This is a genomic window from Nocardia sp. CNS-044 (assembly GCF_059570515.1).
This window is the reverse complement of the sequence record NZ_JCANSX010000005.1, coordinates 1,226,653-1,249,513: the sequence shown is the minus strand read 5'-3', so window position 1 is coordinate 1,249,513 and position 22,861 is coordinate 1,226,653. Positions and strand designations below refer to the sequence as shown.

The 22,861-nt window shown below is 68.1% G+C and carries 8 protein-coding genes and 2 tRNA genes; 2 read left to right on the top strand and 8 right to left on the bottom strand.

Annotation, left to right across the window (positions count from 1 at the left end; translation table 11 throughout):
• Positions 1-92 precede the first annotated feature (92 nt).
• A complete protein-coding gene (locus tag T333_RS06695; protein WP_496423923.1) occupies positions 93-1,316 on the bottom strand; it encodes an AI-2E family transporter in 1,224 nt (407 codons plus the stop codon).
• Positions 1,317-1,405: 89 nt separating this feature from the next.
• Positions 1,406-2,251 carry an alpha/beta fold hydrolase gene (locus T333_RS06690; RefSeq protein ID WP_496423922.1) on the bottom strand — a complete coding sequence of 282 codons (846 nt, stop codon included), beginning with the start codon at positions 2,249-2,251 and terminating at the stop codon, positions 1,406-1,408.
• Between the two features lie 53 nt (positions 2,252-2,304).
• Here T333_RS06690 and T333_RS06685 point away from each other — a divergent pair, with 53 nt between their 5' ends.
• Both T333_RS06685 and T333_RS06680 read left to right on the top strand, forming a co-directional pair.
• Positions 2,305-2,916 (top strand): TetR/AcrR family transcriptional regulator, encoded by a 612-nt coding sequence (locus T333_RS06685; RefSeq protein WP_496423921.1) that lies wholly within the window; start codon positions 2,305-2,307, stop codon positions 2,914-2,916.
• Between the two features lie 366 nt (positions 2,917-3,282).
• Positions 3,283-3,930 (top strand): type IV toxin-antitoxin system AbiEi family antitoxin domain-containing protein, encoded by a 648-nt coding sequence (locus T333_RS06680; RefSeq protein ID WP_496423920.1) that lies wholly within the window; start codon positions 3,283-3,285, stop codon positions 3,928-3,930.
• A 123-nt stretch (positions 3,931-4,053) separates the two neighbouring features.
• On the opposite strand, the gene T333_RS06675 is transcribed toward T333_RS06680, so the two are convergent.
• From T333_RS06675 to T333_RS06650, 6 genes are all read right to left on the bottom strand, one after another.
• Positions 4,054-4,407 carry a DUF6086 family protein gene (locus T333_RS06675; RefSeq protein ID WP_355000208.1) on the bottom strand — a complete coding sequence of 118 codons (354 nt, stop codon included), beginning with the start codon at positions 4,405-4,407 and terminating at the stop codon, positions 4,054-4,056.
• A 255-nt stretch (positions 4,408-4,662) separates the two neighbouring features.
• Positions 4,663-4,735, bottom strand: a tRNA-Arg gene (locus T333_RS06670).
• A gap of 186 nt (positions 4,736-4,921) precedes the next feature.
• Positions 4,922-20,338 carry a non-ribosomal peptide synthetase gene (locus T333_RS06665; RefSeq protein ID WP_496423919.1) on the bottom strand — a complete coding sequence of 5,139 codons (15,417 nt, stop codon included), beginning with the start codon at positions 20,336-20,338 and terminating at the stop codon, positions 4,922-4,924.
• Positions 20,339-20,788: 450 nt separating this feature from the next.
• Positions 20,789-20,861 (bottom strand) — tRNA-Arg (locus T333_RS06660).
• A gap of 69 nt (positions 20,862-20,930) precedes the next feature.
• Positions 20,931-21,737 carry a DUF1542 domain-containing protein gene (locus tag T333_RS06655; protein WP_355000210.1) on the bottom strand — a complete coding sequence of 269 codons (807 nt, stop codon included), beginning with the start codon at positions 21,735-21,737 and terminating at the stop codon, positions 20,931-20,933.
• A gap of 117 nt (positions 21,738-21,854) precedes the next feature.
• Positions 21,855-22,292 (bottom strand): C40 family peptidase, encoded by a 438-nt coding sequence (locus tag T333_RS06650; protein ID WP_496424158.1) that lies wholly within the window; start codon positions 22,290-22,292, stop codon positions 21,855-21,857.
• Positions 22,293-22,861: the final 569 nt, after the last annotated feature.

Sequence of the window (22,861 nt, the reverse complement as noted above, 5' to 3'; positions counted from 1 at the left end):
CACCCGCCTGCGCGCCCCACGAATTGGCCGAGGGCGACCTTCACCGCCGTAACCGGAGCCTGTGCAAGTCGCTGAAAGCGGGCAAAAGGCTGTCAGGGCGCTGGATCGGCTCCGACTCGACGGGCGCGTTTGGCCTGGGCGCGGTCGATGCGCGGATCTTCCGTGACCTCATAACGTTTCAAGTACAGGCTCACGAAGGACTGCACGGTGGCGGTGGCCGGGATGGCGAGCAGCGCACCCACCGCGCCAAGCAACGCGCCACCCGCGAGCACGGCGAGCAGGGCGACGGCCGGGTTGACGTCGACGGTGCGCGCGGTGAGCTTCGGTTGCAGCACGTAGTCCTGGAACTGCTGGTAGACGATGACGAACAGAATCACCCAGACCGCGTCCAGCGGCCGGATCGTGAGCGCGACCAGCACCGGAAGCACCCCGGCGAGATAGGTGCCGACGGTCGGCACGAACGAGGCGACCACGCCGAACCAGACGCCCATGGCGATCGCGTTGGGCACGCCGAGCACCGCGAGGAAGACGCCGTGCGCGATCGCGGAGATCACCGCGAGCAGCGCGCGGGAGTAGAGATAGCCGCCCGTCTTCTGGATGGCGAGATCCCAGGCGCGCAGCACCGCGTCCTGCCTGGTCGGCGGCAGCAGCGAGCACAGCGACCGCCGCAGCCTCGGCCCTCCCGCGGTGAGATAGATGCTGAACAGAGCGATCAGCAGCAGTTTGGCCAGCCCGCCGACGATCGTGGCGGACAGGCCCCAGGCATGGTTGGCCGCGCGCTCGGCGTAACCGGTGAGGGTGTCGGTGTCCTTGGTCAGCTGTTCGCGGAGCTGGTCGAGGGTGAAGTCCTGGTCGAAGGTGCGGTTCACCCAGTCGACCAGGTCGTCCACCAGCCGCGGCAACTCGATCACCAGGTCGTGGACGGTCTCCACCAACAGGATTCCGAGCGCGAAGACGAACCCCGCGACGAACAGGAACACCAGCACGAACACCACTGCGGTGCCGAGTCCACGGGACATGCCGCGCGCGTCCAGACTGTCCACCGCGGGTTCCATCGCCAGCGAGACGAAGAACGCCACGAACAGCACGAGGAACAAGCCGATCAGCCGGTGCGCCGCCCAGTCGAGCAGTTGGAAGGCCCCGAGCAAGAGGAAGGCGAGCACCAGCGCCCTCGGCAGCCAGGCGGGCATCCGGGCACGGTCTCGCGTGGAAACCGGCTCCTCGCGCGCCGCGACCTCGGAGCCCGTGGGCTCCGATGCCTCGGGACCCGGCTCGGCGTCGGGCGGGTGGGCGGCCACGAGCCCAGTGTTGTCCATCCCGCCGTGAATCCCGGGTTGCGACCCGCGCCGGATTCGGGCCGTTCGCTTTAGCTGTGCTGTGTCCCTTGGCCGCTATGCGGTGTGGTTCAGCGCTGGGCTCTGTCGCCCGTCAGGAATGCGGAGATGGCCGCGCCGACCGTATCGGGTTGGTCGAGCATCGACAGCACGTAGGCGTCCTCGATCTCGATCAGCCGGGCGCGCGGGATCAATTCGGCCAGACGGCTGCCGTGCTCGCGCGGCATCACCTTGCCCGCCGAGGACCACAGGATGAGCGCGTCGCCCGAAAAGTTGCGCAGCGCTTCGGTGTTCGCGATGAGATCGGGCTTCGGGAAGCCGGATTTGGTGTAGGCGAGCAGGTCCCGGCGGATCCGCTTGTCGCGCAGGCCGGGCTCGGTCCAGCCGCGCATCAGTTCGTCGGATAGTGGAGTGCGCGCCATCCAGCCGAACAGCAGCGGCGAGGCGCGAAGCCACGGTACCCGTAATTGCCGCAGCGCCAGCGTTATTCCGCCGGGCACAGCGGTCGCGAGGGCGGCCATCTTGCCGGGCAGGCCGGGCGGGAAGTTGTCGAACGCCTCGCACGGCAGCACGATCAACCTGCCGACCCGCTCGTCCAGGCCGTAGGCGGTGAGGAACAGGCCGCCGCCCCAGTCGCTGTGCACGAGGGTCACATCGCGCAGGTCGAGCGCGGCGAGGAAGTCCGCGATGAGCTGATTCAATCCGCGCAGACTCAGGTCGACGCCCGGCTTCAGCGGAATCGGATGCGCGCCGAGCGGCAGGTCCGGCAGCACGTACCGGAACCCAGCGGGCAGCCGGTCGAGCACCGAGTCCCAGACCGTGTGGTTCATCAGCAGCCCGTGCAGCAGCACCACCGGCGGCCCGTCGCCGCGCTCCACATAGTGCAGTTGACCAGCGGGAAGATCGACCGTCGGCATCGGTTTCCTCCATTCGAGCGATCGCTCTAGAGTATTTGCTCTAGTCTGGAACGGTGACCGAGAAGATGTCAACAGGCACCCGCGACCGCCTGGTCACGGCCATGGCGGAACTGATGCGCACGCGCGGCTACAGCGCGACCAGCGTCAAACAGATCACCGTGGCAGCAGCCGCGCCGATGGGCTCGCTCTACCACCACTTCCCCGCGGGCAAGCCGCAAATCGCCGCCGCCGCCCTGCGCACCTCCGGCGCCGCCTACATCCAGCTACTCCCCCTGCTCATGGACCCCTACGACGACCTACGCGTAGCAGTGCCCGCCGCCTTCACCGCCGCCGCCGAACAGATCGAGCAGACCGACTGGATCAACATGTGCCCCGTCGGCACCGTCGCGGGCGAGATCGCCGACAGCGAGCCGGAATTGCGCGAGGTCGCGGCGGAGGTCATCGGATTCTGGATCGAGAAAGGGACGGACTACTTCGTCCGCCGCGGCGTCGACACCGGCGCGGCCCGCGACCTGATCCTTGCGATCCTCGGTGCGCTGGAGGGAGCTTTCGTGCTCAGCCGGACGCTGCGATCGGCGGAGCCGTTGCATTCGGCCGGGCGGGCGATGGGGGCGCGGGTGGAGGAGATGCTGGCCCAAGCAGGTGCGGCGGCCCGGCCACAGTAGGAGCACGTCGGCGGCGGTTTGCGACGTCGTTCATGCCAGACCGGTAGGCCGCGCAGCCCTCGGGCCGAAATTGATGCAGTCGGCGGCTGCCGCGATCCCACCAACATCGATGCGGTGGAGCGCAGGACGTCCCTCCCCACTTTCCGCCAGGCCTCGGGCAGCGCGCGAATCGGCGGCAATCCGGTGGTCGGCGGTCAAGCCTCCCGTAGCCATGGATCGCCGATCCGCAGGATTCGCGGCCGGTCGTCCAGCAGTATGCATTTCGTTGGGTCGAAGCCAACTAAATGCACACTCTCTGGGGAAAGGTGTGGCTGGGCGTCGTAGCTCCTTGTTGCCCAGTGAATCTGGCGGGCACCGTTGCGGACCGTGCGGCCGCAGGACTTGGCTGGCATCTACGCTCAACCGCGGCCCGAGGTCGCGTGGTTCGTCGACCAAGATGTGCTGCATCGCATTGCTCTGGCTGCCGGGGCTCGAGGTGGCCGCCGCAGGTATTGCGTCGTCGTTTTACGGGCGGATCAGGCGATTGTCATGGGCATCAGCGCAGCGCGCATGCCGGGAGCCATACCTCGTGCGCTTGCGAACGCGGTGATCGCGGTTCCGAGTCAGCACAGGCCGATCAAACTGACCGACCGCTCGGCACAGGTTCGTTTCGTCCGTCGCGATACCGACGCACTCGATGCTGAGCGCGTCGAAACACCACTGGACCCAGCGCTGGTCACTACTCCGGAACAGACCGTTCTCGATCTTGCCCGTCGCTCGGAGCTGGGCAATGCCGAGGCGGCGGTTCATTCGGCGATCGCGACGCTCTACCGTCATAGCGATTCGTCGAGACTTACACAGCTCGCCGCAGATCAGCGTCTAGGTGCGGCACTTCGACGTGTGGAACGTTGGGTGGGGCATGAGCATCGACGAACGTGGCAGTGTCGCAGTTCGATTCGGCGTTTCCCCGGAGCAGGTCGAGCGTGTGTTCGCCCGCAAAATGAACCGTTCGGTGTGACGGTTGGCCAGCGATGATGAGGGGAACGAGCGATCGCTTCAGCGACCTTGGGTCCGATTGGGTCGGCTTTCGTGGCCCGGGCAAGGTTGGCGTGGTGGATCAGCCCCACGCAGGGCGTCGGCGATCTGGGCGGGCCAGCGCTACCTCGGCATCCCAAGGCTGGTTGCCCATGAGATGAAAGCACCTTCTTCATTAGATTTTGGCGTCAGCGGGCGTTTGCAGTAGTTGAGGATGTTCACAGCCGGGCCAAGTGTCGCGCCCAGCATTGCCTTGAAAGCAGCGTTTTGGGATGAGAAGTATTCGTTGAAGATGACCAGCGTGGTCTTCTCGAAGACTTCGAGGTCTATCTCGTACATATCGCTGGCGATCGCCGTTAGGCCAGTTGCCACGTTCAAAACCGAACAAATATCGGTGTGTATACGTACGAACAGTTCGCCCACCCGCAATGCCGGGCTCCATACTGTCTGGTCATCGACGTCGAATACGTAGCTCATAATGTCCTAGCTGACTAGCCCCGACCGCGAACAGTGCATCACACCCCAGGCCATTGGCGAAGCCGCAAGGGGCGGCGGTGGGCGTCCTGGAGACGATCGGGTACGGATGTCCCGTTGACCGATGCGTTTCCATGTTCGCTGTGCCCTACCACTCCACAGGGGTGAACGCGACTGACCGGGGCTTTCGTGATGAGACTTCCTCGGAATCACGAAGTAAGAAGCCGATGACCTGAGGAAATCGTTGTCATAGGTTTGTGCCCTCGGCAGGATTCGAACCTGCGACACCCGCTTTAGGAGAGCGGTGCTCTATCCCCTGAGCTACGAGGGCTGACCTGGTGGTGGTGTGCCGACCCGGACGGCGGGGAGTCTACCGGGTGGCGGGCTGAGGAACAGCATGGGCTTTGGGGCGGGACGCGCTTGGCGATGGCGTGTTCGAACTCCGGGCCGATGGCCGCCGGTTCGGATTGGTCCCGTTTTGGTAGTCGCGCGGTGGCGCCGCGCGACTACCTTCGGGTCAGTCCAGGAGTTCGGCGAGGCGCGGGCCGATGACGGCCAGCGCTTCCGGTGCCGTCATTCGCCAGTGGGTGACGGGGACCTGTTCGACGTGGACCGGGCCGTCCACCGCGTCGCGCCAGCTGGCGGGGCCGCGGGTGGCGGTCGGGTCGTCCTGGGCCGCGTTGAAGTACAGGACTTCACCGCGATAGGGACGGGGGCGGTAGGCGCTGCTCAGCTCGAGGGATCGCACCGCGGCGTCGATGACTCGGTCGAGGCGGGCCGCGCCGAAGGAGGCGAATGGTTCGCCCAGTTCGGCCAGCCTTTCGCCGAGCCCGTCCCCATCGAGGGTCGCGTCGAAGTCGGCCGCGTGCTCGCCGAGCAGTCCACCCAGCAATTCGGTGACGGTCGTCTCGGTGCCGCCGATCGGCTGGGCCTCTGTCGCGGCGGGCAGGTGGCTGTCCAGCATGACGAGCAGCGCCACCGACTCCCCCTCGTCGCGCAGTTGCACCGCGATGGCGTGGGCGAGCACGCCGCCGAGCGACCAGCCGAGCAGGTGGTACGGCCCCTCGGGTTGGACCGAGCGCATCTCCTTCACGTACAGGCGCGCCCACTCCTCCACCGACTCCGGCATGTCCTCGTCCGCCAAGGCGGGCGACTGCAAACCGAAGATCGGGCGGTCGGGGTGGATGTGGGCCGCGAGCCCGGCGAACGACCACGAGATGCCGCCGACCGGGTGGATGCAGAACAGCGGTTCGCGCGTCCCGGCGCCGCGCAGCGGCAACAGCATGTCGAACGCCGTGGTGGTGTCGATCCCACCGGCGGGGCGCAACCGGTCGGCCAGGGCGGCCGGGGTTGGCGCGAGGAAGATGTCCATCACCGTGACCGGACGGTCCAGGTCCGCACGGAGGCGAGCGACGAGAGTCGTCGCGGACAGCGAGTTGCCGCCGGACTCGAAGAAGTTGTCGTCCAGGCCGAGACCCTCCGCAATGCCGAGGACTTCCGCGAAGGCGGCCACGACGGCGTGCTCGACCGGCGTACTCGGGGCGCGGTATTCGCGAGCGGCGAACTCCGTCTCCGGCAACGCTTTACGGTCCAGCTTGCCGTTGACGTTCAACGGCAGCGCGTCCAACACCACGAACGCCGACGGCACCATGTACGACGGCAACGCCGCCGACAACGCCGACTTCACCTGCGCCACATCGACATCCGCGACACCAGGCACCAGATAGGCAACCAACCGATCACCCATGCGCTGATCGGACTTGGCCAACACCGCGGTCTGGGCGACCTCCGGCAACGCCAACAACGCCGCCTCGATCTCACCCAACTCGATACGGAAACCACGAATCTTCACCTGGAAGTCCGTACGACCCCGATACTCCAGCTCTCCATCGCCGCGCCAGGCCACCAGATCACCGGTGCGATACATCCGCTCACCCGCCGCGAACGGGTCTGCCACGAACCGATCCGCGGTCAGCTCCGCGCGACCGAAATAACCGCGCGCCAGCTGAGCACCCGCGAGATAGAGCTCACCCGAAACCCCGTCCGGCACCGGTCGCAACCGACCATCGAGAACATAGACCCGGCTGTTCCATTCGGGCGCGCCGATGGACACCGAACCGGTGTCGGCCTCGGTCACCAGATGGGACGTGATCGACACGGCCGCCTCGGTCGGACCGTACAGATTGAACAGCTGCACGTCCGGGTTCGCCGCACGGAATCGCTGCGCCACCGACGACGGCAACGCCTCACCGATCGCCAGCACACGCCGCAACGAATCAGGGAGCACTCCACCGGATTCGACCAACAACGCATCCAGCATCGACGGGACCACGTGCAACGTCGTCACCCGCTCACGAGCCATCAACTCGTTCAGATAGCTCGGATCACGATGACCCTCAGCCGAAGCGATCACCAAACGACCACCCGACACCGCGGCCGACCAGAACTCCCACACCGACAGATCGAACGTCGCCGCGGTCTTCAGCAACACCGCGTCGTCCACGTCGAGATCGAATTCCGCTGCCTTCCAGAGCAACTGGTTGACGATCGCCGAATGCGGCACCGCCACGCCCTTCGGGCGCCCCGTCGAACCCGACGTGAAGATCACATACGCGGTATTCGACGAACGCAACCGCGCGACCCGCTCGAAGTCGGTGACCGCGCCGCCGTACACACCGGACAGATCCAGCTCGTCGAGCGAGATCAGCGGCGCTACCTCGGTGGCGAAGTCCGCTGCGGCATTGGTGAGCACACACACCGGCTCGGCCGTCTCGAGAATGTAGGCCGTACGCTCGGCGGGCTGATCCGGATCCACCGGCACATACGCACCGCCCGCGACGGACACCGCGTACATCGCCACGACCAGGTCCACCGAACGCCGCAACGCCAGCGCGACGCGCTGCTCCGGACCCACACCCAGCGAAATCAGGTGCCGCGCCAGGCGATTCACCCGCCGACCGAGCTCGTCGTAGGTCAAGGACGGGCCATAGGGCCCGACCAGCGCCACCGCGGTCGGCTCGGCCGCGACGGTCGCCGCCAACATCGACGCCAACGTCGCCCCGGCGTCGGTCCGGTGCGCGGTCGCATTGCGAGCCGTGAGCAGCTCGGCCCGCTCGGCCGCGGCCAGCAGCTCGATGTCGCCGACCGGCGCCGTCGGCGCAGCGACGATCTCGCCGAGCAGTCGCACGAACCGATCCACGAAACCCTGCACCGTCTCGCGCTCGAACAGGGCCGTCGCGTAGGTGACCGAGCCATCGATGCCGCACGGCGCGCCCGACTCGTCATAGTGATCGGCCACGATCCAGTGCAGATCGAACTGCGACACATCGGCCAGCGCGTCCACACCGGACACGGTCAGGCCGGGCAGCTCCAGGCTGGACCGCACGAGGTTCTGGAACGACAATCCCACCTGGAACAGCGGGTGCCGCGCCATCGAACGCGCGGGGTTGAGCACCTCCACCAACCGCTCGAACGACACATCGGCGTGGGTGAACGCCTGGAGGTCGCCTTCCCGCACCCGTGCCACCAGATCGACGAAACTCTCGGCCGCGTCGACCCGCGTGCGCAGCACCAACGTGTTGGCGAACATGCCGATCAGATCGTCGAGTTCACGCTCACCACGCCCGGCGATCGGTGTGCCGACGGCGATGTCGTCGGTGCCCGACAGCCGAGCCAACAGCACCGACAGCGCGGCGTGCACCACCATGAAGATGGTCGCGTTGTGCGCGCGCGCCAATTCCGTGAGCGCGGCGTGTGTTTCGGCGTCGACTCGCACCTCGACGCGCTCGCCCGCGAAGGACTGCACCGCGGGACGCGGCCGATCCGACGGCAGCTCCAGCTGGTCCGGAAGTCCGGCCAGAGCCTGCTTCCAGTAACCGAACTGCTTGGCCGACAACGATTCCGGATCGCGCTCGTCGCCGAGCAGCTCGCGATGCCAGACGCTGTAATCCGCGTACTGCACGGGCAACGGAGCCCATCCCGGCTGCGCACCCGCCGACCGCGCCGCGTACGCGACCATCAGATCGCGGGTCAGCGGAGCCACCGACGAACCGTCGGCGGAGATGTGGTGGACCACCATCGCCAGCACGTATTCGTCCGCCGCGCCGTCGATCTGGAACAACTCGACCCGCAGCGGCACCTCGGCGGTGACGTCGAAGACGGTGGCGCCCAGCTCCCGCACCGCACGCTCGATCTGGTCGGCGGGCACCACACGTACCGCCAACTCGGGGACCGAGTGCCCCGGAGACAGAATCGACTGCACGGGCCCACGGTCGGTCTGCGGGTACACGGTGCGCAGGATCTCGTGCCGGGCGATGAGATCCGCGACCGCGGCACGCAGGGCGTCGACATCGAGCGCACCCGACAACCGCACCGCCACCGGGACGTTGTAGGCCGCGGAATGACCATCGAGCCGGTTCAGGAACCACATGCGCTGCTGCGCGGGCGACAACGGAATGAACTCCGGACGAGTGACCGACGTCAACGCGCGACGTCCGCCCGCACCGGCCAGCTTGCCGACCAGCACGGCGAGCCCGGCCACGGTGGAGGCCTCGAACAGCGCCCGCACCGGCACCCGCGTATCCAGCGCCGCACCGATGCGCGCGGCCACCTGGGTGGCCAGCAGCGAGTTGCCGCCGAGACCGAAGAAATCGTCGTCCGCGCCGACCCGGTCGCCGCCGAGCACGTCCGCGAACACGCCCGCCACGATCTCCTCGATCGGAGTCGACGGTGCGCGGAAAGCCGTCGACTCGAACTCCGGCTCCGGCAACGCCTTACGATCCAGCTTGCCATTGACGTTCAACGGCAGCGCGTCCAACACCACGAACGCCGACGGCACCATGTACGACGGCAACGCCACCGACAACGCCGACTTCACCTGCGCCACATCGACATCCGCGACACCCGGAACCAAGTAGGCCACCAGACGATCACCCGTGCGCTGATCCGACTTCGCCAACACCGCCGTCTGCGCGACCTCCGGCAACGCCAACAACGCCGCCTCGATCTCACCCAACTCGATACGGAAACCACGAATCTTCACCTGGAAGTCCGTACGCCCCCGATACTCCAGCTCACCGTCACCGGTCCAGGCCACGAGGTCACCCGTGCGGTACATACGGGAACCGTCGCCCTCGAAGGGATTCGCGACGAAACGATCCGCGCTGAGGTCCGGGCGGGCGAAATAGCCGCGTGCCAACTGCGCACCCGCGAGGTACAACTCGCCGGATACGCCTACCGGCACCGGCCGCAGCCGGGCATCGAGGACGTACACCCGACTGTTCCATTCGGGAGCACCGATGGACACCGAACCTTGATCCGCGTCCGAGACCAGATGCGAGGTGATCGACACTGCCGCCTCGGTGGGGCCGTACAGGTTGAACAGCTGAGCGTCCGGGTTCGCCGCACGGAACCGCTGCGCCACCGACGACGGCAACGCCTCACCGATCGCCAGCACACGCCGCAACGAACCAGCCAGCGCCCCACCGGATTCGACCAACAACGCATCCAGCATCGACGGCACCACGTGCAACGTCGTCACCCGCTCACGCGCCATCAACTCGTTCAGGTATCCGGGATCGCGATGCCCATCGACGGACGCGATCACCAGACGACCACCGGATACGGCCGCCGACCAGAACTCCCACACCGACAAGTCGAACGTCGCCGCGGTCTTCAGCAACACCGCGTCATCCGAACTCAAACCGAAGTCCGCGGTCTTCCAGAGCAACTGGTTGACGACCGCCGAATGCGGCACCGCCACACCCTTCGGCCGCCCCGTCGAACCCGACGTGAAGATCACATACGCGGTATTCGACGGAAGCAACGGCGCGATCCGGTCGGAATCCGTAATCGGCTCAGCGGCAAAGGATCCCAGATACAACTCGTCCAGGCGCACGACCGGCGCGAGATCGGTCGCGAAGCCGGACGCGGTATCGGTGACCACGCACACGGGCGCGGCGGTCTCGAGGATGTACCCGGTCCGCTCGGCGGGCTGATCCGGATCCACCGGCACGTACGCACCACCGGCGACCGACACCGCGTACATGGCCACCACGAGATCCACCGAACGCCGCAACGCCAACGCCACGCGCGTCTCCGGCCCCACGCCCACCGAAATCAGATACCGCGCCAGGCGGTTGACGCGATTCCCGAGTTCGCCGTAGCTCAGCGCGAGCGTCCCCTCGGACGTGTCCGCCGCCAAGGCCACCGCGTGCGGTGTCGCCGCGGCGCTCGCCGCCAGCAGCGACGCCAGAGTCGCGGAGGTGTCCACGGCCTGTGCCGTGTCGTTCCAGTGGTCGAGGATGCGCACACGCTCGTCCGGAGCAAGCAGTTCCAGCTCACCCACCGGCGCGTCGGGCGCCGCGACAATGGCCTTCAGCAGCCGCGTGAACCGATCCACGAAGCCCTGCACCGTATCCCGGTCGAACAGCGCGGACGCGTAGGTGACGGCGCCGCCGATACCGCGCGGCGCGCCGGACTCGTCGTAGCCGTCCGAGACGACCCAGTGCAGATCGAACTGCGAGATGTCCGGGAAGATATCGAGCCCGGACACCGCGAGCTCCGGCAGTTCCAAGCTGGACTCGGCCAGGTTCTGGAAGGACAGACCCACCTGGAACAGCGGATGCCGCGCGGTGGAGCGCACCGGGTTGAGCACCTCCACCAGACGCTCGAACGGCACGTCGGCGTTGGCGAAAGCCTCGAGGTCCTGTTCGCGCACCCGCGTCAGCAGAGCGGTGAAACTCGCCCCCGCGTCGACCTGGGTGCGGAAGACGACCGTGTTGACGAACATGCCGATGAGGTCGTCGATTTCGCGTTCGCCGCGTCCGGCGATCGGGGTGCCGACGGCGATGTCATCGGTGCCCGAGAGCCGGGCAAGCAGCACCGACAGCGCGGCGTGCACGACCATGAACATGGTGGCGTTGTGCTTGCGTGCCAAATACGCGAGCGCACCGTGGATTTCGGCAGGTACCCGCACCTCGACACTGCCGCCGTGGAAGGATTGCGCGGCCGGGCGCGGACGGTCGGTGGGCAGTTCGAGCTGATCCGGAAGTCCGGCCAGCGCCTGCTTCCAGTAGCCGATCTGCTTGGCAGACAGCGACTCCGGATCGCTCTCGTCGCCCAGCAGCGCGCGCTGCCAGATGCTGTAGTCGGCGTACTGCACGGGCAGCGGCTCCCACGCGGGTTCCTGTCCGGCGGCCCGCGCGGAGTAGGCGACCATGAGGTCGCGGGTCATCGGCCCCGAGGAAGAGCCGTCGCCCGCGATGTGGTGGATAACCATGGCGAGCACGTATTCGTCGGCGGCGTCCTCGATTCGGAAGATCGCGACGCGCAGCGGAACTTCGGCGGTGACGTCGAAGGTGGTGGAGAACAACTCCAGCACAGCCGATTCCAGGTCCGCGGCGGCCACGGTGTGCAGCGGAAGTTCGATGGCCACCTCGCCGACCGGCAGGATCACCTGCACCGGCCCGTCCTCGGTCTGCGGGTAGACGGTCCGCAGGATCTCGTGGCGGGCGATCAGATCCGCGAGCGCGCCGCGCAACGCGCCGATATCGAGCGCACCGGTCAGGCGCACCGCGACGGGCACGTTGTAGGCGGCCGAGGTGTCGGTGTCGAACTGGCTCAGGAACCACATGCGCTGCTGCGCCAGCGACAGCGGAATGCGCTCCGGGCGCGGCCCGGCCACCAAGGCCTTGCGATCACCGGCGCCGGCCAGCTCACCGAGGCGAGCCGCGAGCTCGGCCACCGTGGCGGCCTCGAACAGCAGGCGCACCGGCACCCGGGCGTCGAGCTCCGCGCCGAGTCGCGCCATCACCTGGGTGGCGATGAGCGAATTGCCGCCGAGTTCGAAGAAGTCGTCGTCCGCGCCGACCGGCTCGGTGCGACCCAGCGCTTCGGTGAAGACCGCCGCGACCCGTTCCTCCATCGCCCCGCTGGGAGCGCGGAATTCCTTGGCGCGCAGCACAGGTGCGGGCAGCGCGGCGCGATCCAGCTTGCCGACGGGGGTCAACGGGATCTCGTCCAGCACCGTGACGACGGTCGGAACCATATGGGCGGGCAGGCGGCCAGCGGCATGCTCGGTGAGCTCGTCGGCATCGGCCCGCGCACCCGGCGCGGCATGGACGTAGGACGCCAGAATGGTCGCGCCGGTCTCGAGGGTGTGCCCGATGGTGACCGCGAAGTCGACGCTGTCGTGTCCGGCCAGCACCGCGTCGATCTCGCCGAGTTCGATACGGAAGCCGCGGATCTTCACCTGGAAGTCGTTGCGCCCCAGGTAATCGATCTCCCCACCCACGAGCCGACGGACCAGATCTCCGGTGCGGTACAGACGGGAGCCGGGCGGTCCGAACGGATCGGCGACGAAGCGCGCGGCGGTCAGGCCGGGCCGCTCGTGGTATCCGCGCGCCAGCTGCGCGCCGGAGATGTAGAGCTCACCCGCGATCCGGTCGGGCACCGGATGCAGCCGGTCGTCGAGCACGTACTCGGTGATCGCGCGGATCGGCGCGCCGATGGTCACCGGTTCACCCGGCGTCAGCGGCGCGCTGATGTTGGTCATGATGGTGGTCTCGGTGGGCCCGTACCCGTTGAAGAACTCCCTGGTACGGCGACCTGCGGGAATCGCCCAGCGCCGCACCAGTTCCGGCGGGCACGCCTCGCCACCGGCGATCACCACGCGCAGCCGGTCCAGCCCCTCCGGGTCGACCGAAGCCAGCGCAGCGGGCGTGATGAAGGCGTGCGTCACCCGCTCCCTGCGCAGCAGCGCGGCCAGATCCGCGCCGCCGTAGACGGTGGGCGTGACGACGACCATGGTGGCCGCGCCGCCCACGGCGAGCAGCAGTTCCAGCACGGAGGCGTCGAAAGACGGCGACGCGAAATGCAATGTGCGCGAACCGGTGGTGACCCGGTAGCGCTCCCGCTGCTCGGCGCAGAAGCTACTCAGACCGGACTGGGTGACCACTACGCCCTTGGGCTTACCGGTGGAACCGGAGGTGTAGATGACGTAGGCCGGGTGCGCGGCGCGCAGCGGGCGCACCCGATCGGCGTCGGTCACCGGTGTGGCCGGATAGCCGCCGGTGTCGGCGGCAACGATATCGATCCAGTCGATGCCCTCGGGCAAGTCGGCGCGCACCGCGCCGACGGTGAGCCCTAGTACCGCACCGGAATCCGTGACCATGTGCGCGACGCGGTCGGCCGGGTAGTTCGGGTCCACCGGTACGAAGGCCGCTCCGGCCTTGGCGACCGCCCACACCGCGAGCACCGATTCGATCGAGCGCGGAATTCCCACCGCCACCGTGGTCTCCGGGCCGACACCGCGGTCGATCAGCAGTCGGGCCAAACGGGTCGACTGCTCGTCGAGTTCGACATAGTCGATCTCGGCCAGGGTTTCGGTGGCGTCGGCGAGGATCACGGCCACGCCGTCCGGGTTCTCCTCTACGGCCGCCTCGAGCAGCTCAGGCAACAGCCGTACCGGCGCGGATTCGACCGGGACACTCGGTGCGACGGCGGCCGAAGCCGGACGGCGCTCCTGGGCGTCGAGAATGTCGATGTCGCCCACCGCGATTCGCGGGTCGGCGACGACGGCCGTGAGGATGCGTTCGAAGCGGCGGGCGAAAGCGCCGACCGTCGATTCGTCGAAAAGGTCGGTGGCGTAGGCGAAGACGACAGCCAATTCGCCCGTAGCACCGTTGGCGCCGAGACGGGGCTCGACATTCACCTGAAGGTCGAACTTGGCCGCGACCTCGCCCGTATCGAGGGCGGCGACGGTCAGGCCCGGCAGTTCCAGGCTCGCCTGTTCGGTGTTCTGGAAGGCCAGCATCACCTGGAGCAGTTGGGCGCCTGCGCGATCGGGAGCTACCGCCTCCACGACCCTCTCGAACGGAACGTCGGCGTTCGCGAAGGCGTTGAGGTCGATATCGCGAACCTGCTCCACCAGTGCGTCGAAGGAGGCAGCGCGGTCCACCTCGGTACGCAGGGCGAGTGTGTTGACGAACATGCCGACGAGCTCGTCCAACGCCCGCTCACCACGACCCGCGATCGGGGTTCCGATGGTGATGTCGGAAGTCGCCGAGAGGCGCGCCAGCAGCACCGCCAGCGCGGTGTGCACGACCATGAAGAGGGTCGAGTTGTGCTCGCGGGCGATATCGGCCAGTCCCGAGTGCACCGGCGCGGGCACCGTGAATTCCACCGCGGCGCCGCGCATCGAGGCGACGGCGGGGCGCGGCCGGTCCTGCGGCAGCGGAAGCAACTCCGGGATCCCGGACAGCTGTTCCCGCCAGTACGCCAATTGCTGTGCGGCGACGGAGTTCTCGTCGTCGTAGGAGCCGAGCACCGCGTGCTGCCACAGCGCGAAGTCGGCGTACTGCACCGAAAGCGGCTGCCAGGCTGGAGCGGTGGCCGCGGTGCGAGCGATGTAGGCGGTGACCAGATCCCGCGCCAGCGGAGCCAGCGAGGACCCGTCGGCGGCGATGTGGTGCACCACGAGCACCAGCAGGTGGTCGCCCACGGCCGGATCGGTGAACAGCGCGACGCGCAGCGGCGGTGCGGTGGTGACGTCGAAACCGCTCGCCATCATGGCGGCCACGGCCTCCATGACGTTCGCGACGCCGTCGTGCACCGGCAGTCCGCCGGGCAGCGTGTCGGCAACCGACAGGATCTCCTGGTGCGGCGAGCCCGAGTCACCCGCGGGGAAGCGGGTGCGCAGCGCCTCGTGTCGTTCCAGCACATCGGCGACCGCCGCGCGCATCGCGGCGGCGTCGAGCGCGCCGGTGAGCCGAATGGCGAAAGGCAGGTTGTAGGCGGGCGATTCGGGGTCGATGCGGTTGATCACCCACATGCGCTGCTGGGCCAGCGACAGCGGCAAACGGTCGGGGCGCGGCGCCGCGACCAGGGGCGGCCGGGCGTCGTCACCCGCGCCGGGCACGATTCGGGCCGCGAGCGCGGTCACGGTGGAGGCTTCGAACAGCTCGCGCACGGCGACCCGCGCGCCGAGCGCCTCACCGATGCGCGCCACCACGCGGGTGGCCAGCAGCGAGTTGCCGCCGAGAGCGAAGAAGTCGTCGTCGGCACCGACCTGCTCCACACCCAGCAGCTCTGCGAAGACGTCCGCGACGGCCTCCTCGACCGGTGTCGCGGGAGCACGGAACGCACGGGCCGCGAAGGTCGGTGCGGGCAGCGCTTTGCGATCCAGTTTGCCGCTCGCGTTCAGTGGGAACGCGGCGAGTGCCACGATGGCGGCCGGAACCATATAGGCGGGAAGGACTGTCGCGATAGCGGCGCTCAGCTCGGCCTGATCGATGACCTGTCCCGGCGTCGGCACCGCATACGCCACCAGCTGCTCGCCCAGCGGCGTGGCCACCACGAGCGCGGCGGCCTGGGAAACCGAAGGCTGTGCCAGCAACGCGGTTTCGATCTCGCCGAGCTCGATCCGCTGGCCGCGGAACTTCACCTGGAAATCGGTGCGGCCGATGTACTCCAGCCGCGGAGACAGGTCGCCGCTCTGCGCCCGCCACACCACAAGGTCGCCGGTGCGGTACATGCGCGCACCGCCGCCGAACGGGTCGGCCACGAAGCGATCCGCGGTCAGATCCGGGCGGCGCACATAGCCGCGCGCCAGCTGGTCACCGGCCAGGTACAGCTCACCGGGGACACCGGCCGGAACCGGGCGCAAGCGCGCATCCAGCACGTACACCCGGCTGTTCCACTGCGGCAAGCCGATCGGCACGGTACGGGTGTCGCGGCCGTCGGCGAGCCAATAGGTGATCGACACCGCGGCCTCGGTGGGGCCGTACAAGTTGTGCACACGAGCCGCGGACATGGCATGCACCGCGGCCACCGTCTCCGGCGGCAACGCCTCACCGATGACGAAGATGTCGCGCAGCGTCGGCACACTGCCCGCCGGAACGTGCGCGGCGAAGACCGTCAACATCGACGGCACGAAGTCGGTGACAGTAACACCTTGCGCGGCAATCGTTTCGGCGATGTAGGCCGGATCGCGGTGACCGTCGTGGGTGGCCACGACCAGTTTCGCGCCCGCCCGCAGCGGCATGAAATAGCCCCACAGCGAGACGTCGAAGGTGGTGGCGGTCTTCTGGAAGTACACATCCGAAGGACCGAGCGGGTACTGCGCCAGCATCCATTCGGTCTGATTGTGGATGGCGGCATGCGATACCGCCACGCCCTTGGGGCGACCGGTCGAGCCCGACGTGAAGATCACGTACGCGGGGTTCTCGGGGCGGACGGGGCGCAGCAATTCCTCCGCCCGTACCGGAGCGGCGTCGACGACGGCCGTATCGAGGGTGTCCAGGTAGAGCACCGGCGTTTCGTCCGGCATCGCGACGGCGTCGGCGGTCGTGGTCAGGACGCAGGCGGGCCGCGCGGTATCGAGGATGTGCGCGATGCGCTCGGCCGGATGATCCGGATCCAGCGGTACGTACGCACCACCGGCCGTCACGATCGCGTACATGCCGACGACCAAATCCAGCGAACGCCGAACGGCCAGACCGACCAGCGATTCGGCGCCGACGCCCTGGGCGATGAGCACCCGAGCCAGGCGATTGACCCGCTCGTCGAATTCCCGGTAGGTGAACTCACTGCCCTCATAGGCCACCGCGATACGGTCCGGATGAGCCGCCACCGCCCTGCGGTAGCCGTCCAACAGCAGTTCCGGGACGACCGGATGACCAGTGTCGTTCCAGCCCACCAGCATTCGCTCGCGTTCGGAGTCGGCGAGAAGTTCCAGGTCGCCGATCGGACGCTCCGGCGTGGCCGCCACGGCGACGAGCAGGTCCCGCAGCCGCCGCGCCAGCAGGGCCACGGTGGTTTCGTCGAACAGGTCCACCGCGTAGGTGATGGACGCCGACATGCCCTCGGGCTTGCCGTCGGTCTCGCGCGGCGCCACCGTGAAGTCCAGATCGAACTTCGCCAGCGGCACGTCCATGTCCACACCCGTGACGGTCAGTCCGGGTAGTTCCAGTTCGGTGGGTGCGAGGTTCTGGAAGCTCAGCATCACCTGGAACAACGGGTGCCGAGCCGCCGAACGGGCGGGCTCGAGCAGTTCCACCAGTCGCTCGAACGGCACGTCGGCATGGGCGAAGGCGGCGATGTCCGCGCGGCGCACCTCGCGCAGCAGTTCGTCGAAGCCGAGCGCCGGATCCACCCTGGTGCGCAGCACGAGGGTATTGACGAACATGCCGATGAGATCGTCCAGTTCGGCTTCGCCGCGACCGGCCACCGGGGTGCCGATGGCGATGTCGTCGGTACCCGACAACCGAGCGAGCAGCACCGACAGCGCCGCGTGCACCACCATGAACAGCGTCGAATTGTGCTGCTGCGCCACGGCGGACAGCGAGGCGTGCAGATCGGCGTCGATCTCGAAGTCGAAGGTCGCACCGCGCCCGGACGCCGTCGCGGGCCTCGGCCGGTCCGACGGCAGATCCAACTGCTCCGGGACACCGGCCAGCTCATCGCGCCAGTACGCGATCTGACGGGCGAGCAGCGAGCTCTCGTCGGATTCGGACCCGAGCGCCTCGCGCTGCCACAGCGCGAAATCCGCGTACTGGATCTCGAGCGTATTCCATTGCGGCGCAACATCATTCGTGCGCGACGCATACGCCGTCATGAGGTCGCGGGTCAGCGGGACCAGCGAAGCGCCGTCACCGGCGATGTGGTGCACCACGCACACGAGGACGTATTCGGTGTCGTCCAGACGCAGGACGCGCAGCCGGACGGGCGGCGCGGCCGTGACGTCGAAGCCCGCGACGACGGCGGCGGCTATCCGTGCCCCCAACTCGTTCTCGGCGCAATCGATGACCGAGATATCCGGCCCCGCAAGGGGATCCGAGGCAGCCAGGACCTCCTGGAACCCCTCGCCGTCCACCTCGGGGTAGCGGGTGCGCAGCACTTCGTGCCGCTCGACGAGATCCGAGGCGGCGGCACGCAGCGCCGCCAGATCGACCGCGCCGGAAAGCCGCACGGCCAGCGGGATGTTGTTGATCGCGCTGGCCGGGTCGAAGCGGTTGAGGAACCACATGCGCTGCTGCGCGAACGACAGCGGAATGCGTTCGGGGCGCGGCATGGGTCGCAGCGCAGGACCCGAGGCGGTCTCCTGCGCCTCGGCGTAGCGCGCCAGCGCCGCCACCGTGGACACGTCGAACAGGGCATGGACCGGCACCTGGACGCCCAGCGCCGTCCCGATCCGGGACACGGCCCGGGTCGCGAGCAGCGAGTTGCCGCCCAGTTCGAAGAAGTCGTCGTCCGCGCCGACCCGGAGCGGGTCCGCGCCGGGCGGGGTGAGCAGCGCCGCGAAGATCTCCGCGACGACCGTCTCGGCCGGGGTGGACGGCGCACGGAACTCGCGTGCCGCGAACACCGGTTCCGGCAGGCGAGCACGGTCCAGCTTGCCCGCCGGGGACAGCGGGATCTCGTCGAGCACGATGATCGAGGCCGGAACCATGTAGGCGGGCAACGATTCTCCGACGAAGGAGGCGAGCGCCGCCGGATCGACCTCGCCGCCGGATCGCGGCAGCACGTACGCCACCAGCGCGGCGGCGCCGGTGGGCAGGGTAACGCCCAGTGTCACAGCGAAATCCACATCCGGATGCGCGGTCAGCGCGGAGTCGATCTCACCGAGTTCGATGCGCAGACCGCGAATCTTGACCTGGAAGTCGGTGCGGCCCTGGTATTCGAAGACGCCGTCCTCGGTACGTCGCACCAGGTCACCGGTGCGATACAGCCGCGAGCCCGGCTGCTCGAGCTCCGCGCCGAAGGGGTTGGCCACGAACCGTTCTGCCGTCAGGTCGGGACGGTTCAGGTAGCCGCGTCCCAGCGCCGCACCCGTCAGATAGAGCTCGCCGACCACGCCCGTCGGCACCGGACGCAGATGCGAATCCAGCACGAACGCGCCGATTCCCGGCAGCGCGGCGCCGATGTGCGTGCCCTCGCCGGGCCGCAGCGCGTCGGTACCGGTAGCGATGACGGTGGCCTCGGAGGGGCCGTACTCGATGTGGAAGGCACGGCCGTGCACCGCCCAGCGGTCCACCAGCGTGGGGCTGACGCGCTCGCCACCGCTCATCACGACCCGCAGGTCGTCGAGCCCGGCCGGATCGAGCGATTCGAGCGCGGCCGGGGTGATGCACAGGTGCGTGATCCGCTCCCGCCGCAGCAGCTCGGCGAGTTCCTCACCGCCGAAGACGGTGGGCGGCACCACGACCAGCGTCGCACCCGCCGAGAAGGTGTACAGCAGTTCCACGATGGAGAAGTCGAAGCTCGGCGTGGTCAGGTTCGTCAGCCGCGACTCACCGGTCACCTGACGGCTCTCGCGCTGCGCCGCCAGCGCGCCGACACCGGCATGGGTGATCGCCACGCCCTTGGGCTTACCTGTGGAGCCCGAGGTGTAGATGACGTAGGCGAGGTGCTGCTCGTGCAGCGGCCGCACCCGGTCGGCGTAGGAGATGGGATGCGCGGGCCGCGCCGCGATGCTCTCCCGTCGCACTGGATCGTCCAGTTCGATCCAGTCGATCGAGGAGCCGAGCGAGCCGCGGTGCGCGGAGGTGGTCAGACCGAGGGTCGCGCCCGAATCGGTGAGGATGTGCTCGATGCGGTCGGCCGGATAGTTCGGATCCACCGGCAGGTAGGCCGCGCCGGTCTTGGCGATGGCCCACACCGAGAGCACGAATTCCACGGAGCGCGCGATGCCCATGGCGACCAGGTCACCCGGGCCGACTCCCCGCTCGATCAGCTCGCGCGCCAGCTGCGAGGACCGCTCGTCGAGTTCCCGGTAGGTGAGTTCGCGTTGGTCGGCCGGGTCCCCCGTGGGGTTGTACCGGACCGCGATCGAGTCCGCCGCCGAGTCCACCGCCGCGGTGAGCAATTGCCCGAAAGACAGGGTGCCGGAACGGCGACGCCTGGCTCCACGCGCGGAACGGCGAACAGTACTCATCAGGTGTCACTCCTTGATTTCCCCATCCCCCGCCAATGGCGCAAAGCCACGGGGTACCCACAAATCCTATCCAGGACACTTGACGACGCGACCAGCGCGTCCGGGCCGTCGCCGGTAGGTACACATACGCTGGGGAAACGATGTTGATATGACATGCATCACACGCTGAGCGAACATGCGCCGTATGGAACCGCGTACCGGCGGCGTGCTTTCGAGCAGGTTAGCGAGAGACGCACCGGTGTGCGACTCGACACTCCGGCTCGCCGTCGATCACTCTCGGCCACGAGCATCGGGTTTTCGAATCGGCCCACCCGACGAGGATGCGCCGGTAACACGGCCTTTGGCGGCGCTGCTTACGAGAACACTTGTGTAGCAACAGATTTCGCCCGACACGTTCGGCGGGGCCACGACCGGCGCCGCCACCGCAGCGGACGGCGACACGATCCAGGGTGCCCTCGGCAGGATTCGAACCTGCGACACCCGCTTTAGGAGAGCGGTGCTCTATCCCCTGAGCTACGAAGGCCGATTAGGCGGGACGGTCGCAGTCTACCGGGTCGGACGCTCGGGAACAGCATCGCGCCGCTCGCGCCGCTCAGAATCCGCCGTCGAAGCCGCCGCCTCCGTCGAAGCCCCCGCCGTCATAGCCGCCACCGTCGTAGCCGCCACCCTCATACCCGGCGTCGTATCCGCCCCCGTCGTACGGCGCGGTATCCGATCCCCACTCGTCACCCGCCGCGACGCCATCCTGGTAGCCCTCCCCGTAACCGCTCTCGAATCCCTGCGCGCCGTATCCCACGCCCGACATTCCCGCGAACAGCGAGGTGAACAAGAGCACGGAGCCGATTCCCCACGCGCCGCCGATGAGCGCGGGCTTCCACCAGGGTTCGGAGTACCAGCCCGCGGGCACCGGCCGCCCGGCGACGCGGCCGCCGGGATAGTAGTTCGGCGTGGCCGAGGACGGATTGGGTGATGCGGCGATCTCTCTGCCCTCGTAGGCGATGACCCGATCCTCGCTCACCCGCCCGGCCACGGCCTGGCCGTCGAGCTCGGGAATCGACGGGCCCGGGTCCATTCCCATCGCGGAGCGGGCGGCCCGGATGTAGTAGAGGCCTTCGAGTGCAGTCTGTTTCGCGAGTCTGGCCTGGGCGGGCGTTGCGGCCTGGTCCAGCTGCGAACCCGCGGCGGCGTATCGCTCCGAGGCGTCCACGAGAGCTTGCTTCGCCGCATCGTTGCTGGCGCTCAGGTGGTAGATCTGACCCCCGAGCCGCTCGTTCACCTGACGGGCGTCGGCGAGCGCGTCGGCCAGCTCGGTCGCCGTCCGTTGCTTCCCCTCGCGCCCACGCATGAGCAGCAAGATCGCCACGGCCACGACCACTATCAGAACCAGCAGCCACTCCATCGTTCGCCCGCCTTCCGTATACGGATGGCCCCGAAATCGAGTTTACTGACGGCTTGCCGATTGGGGGGTTGGCGTCCACGCCCCGCACTGCCCACAAGCCGAGCCACCAGGCGACCATCAGTATCGGCGGGCGCCCGCGTAGGGCATCGAGGAGATCGGCGACATCACGACACCCGTGCCGTACGTCGACGCGTGGATCACTTGACCGTCCCCGGCGTACAGGCCCGAGTGGCCGCCGCCGTAGAAGGACACCATGTCACCCGGTTCGAGTTCGTCTCGCGACACCGGCGTGCCGGAGGACAACTGTTGATAGCTGGTGCGCGGCACGTCCACGCCTGCCTGCTCATACGACCACTGCACGAGGCCGGAGCAGTCGAAGGCGTCGGGGCCTGTCGCACCCATGCTGTAGTTCGAGCCGATCTTGCTGCGCGCGGCCTCGACGGCGACCTCGCCGGGCGACGGCTCATCGACGACCTGCGGCGCGAATGGGGCGAACGGCGCGGGCAGCACCGGTTCGAGCAGTTCGGCGAGGTACGGGAGATGGGTGCGCAACAGATCGACGGGCGTCGTCGGCGCGGTCTCCGGTTTCGCCGGTTTCGCGGGGGACCCCGGGGTGGCCGCGAATTCGATCACCGCGATCGGCGTGGTGTAGACGACCTCGGCGGGTTCGACGAGGGCGGGCGCCGGTGTCACCGGCAGGGCTGGCGGTTCCGCCACGTAGATGATGTCCGGCATGACCACCGCGCCCGGGAGGTCGGCGGCCGGGATCTCGATCAGCGTCGGAATATCGGTGGAGCGATCCACGACGGCCGGAACGACGACGGCCGGGTCTACCTGAATATCGGGGTAATCGATTTGGGAGAAATTCGGTGGTACCGGAATGACATCCGGAACTTCGAAAGCTCCGATGCCGGGAATTTCGATCGGTTTGGCCGATGCCTGTCCGGCGCCCAGGAACAGGGCGCCGATCGCCGCCGCGGCGGCAGCCAGGCTCCAGAAAATCGCGCGTCGCATGAAGCGCGAATATCGACCCTCAGCGGTTGATGCCATGATGCGGTCCTCCGATGCTCATATCGAAGACCTTCGGCTCAGGCCGTGCGGCGCCGGTGCTCCGGCGGGGCAGG

Coding starts and splice junctions, on each gene's coding strand:
- T333_RS06695 (WP_496423923.1), bottom strand. CDS start 1,316: ATGGACAACACTGGGCTCGTGGCCGCCCACCCGCCCGACGCCGAGCCG.
- T333_RS06690 (WP_496423922.1), bottom strand. CDS start 2,251: ATGCCGACGGTCGATCTTCCCGCTGGTCAACTGCACTATGTGGAGCGC.
- T333_RS06675 (WP_355000208.1), bottom strand. CDS start 4,407: ATGAGCTACGTATTCGACGTCGATGACCAGACAGTATGGAGCCCGGCA.
- T333_RS06665 (WP_496423919.1), bottom strand. CDS start 20,338: ATGAGTACTGTTCGCCGTTCCGCGCGTGGAGCCAGGCGTCGCCGTTCC.
- T333_RS06655 (WP_355000210.1), bottom strand. CDS start 21,737: ATGGAGTGGCTGCTGGTTCTGATAGTGGTCGTGGCCGTGGCGATCTTG.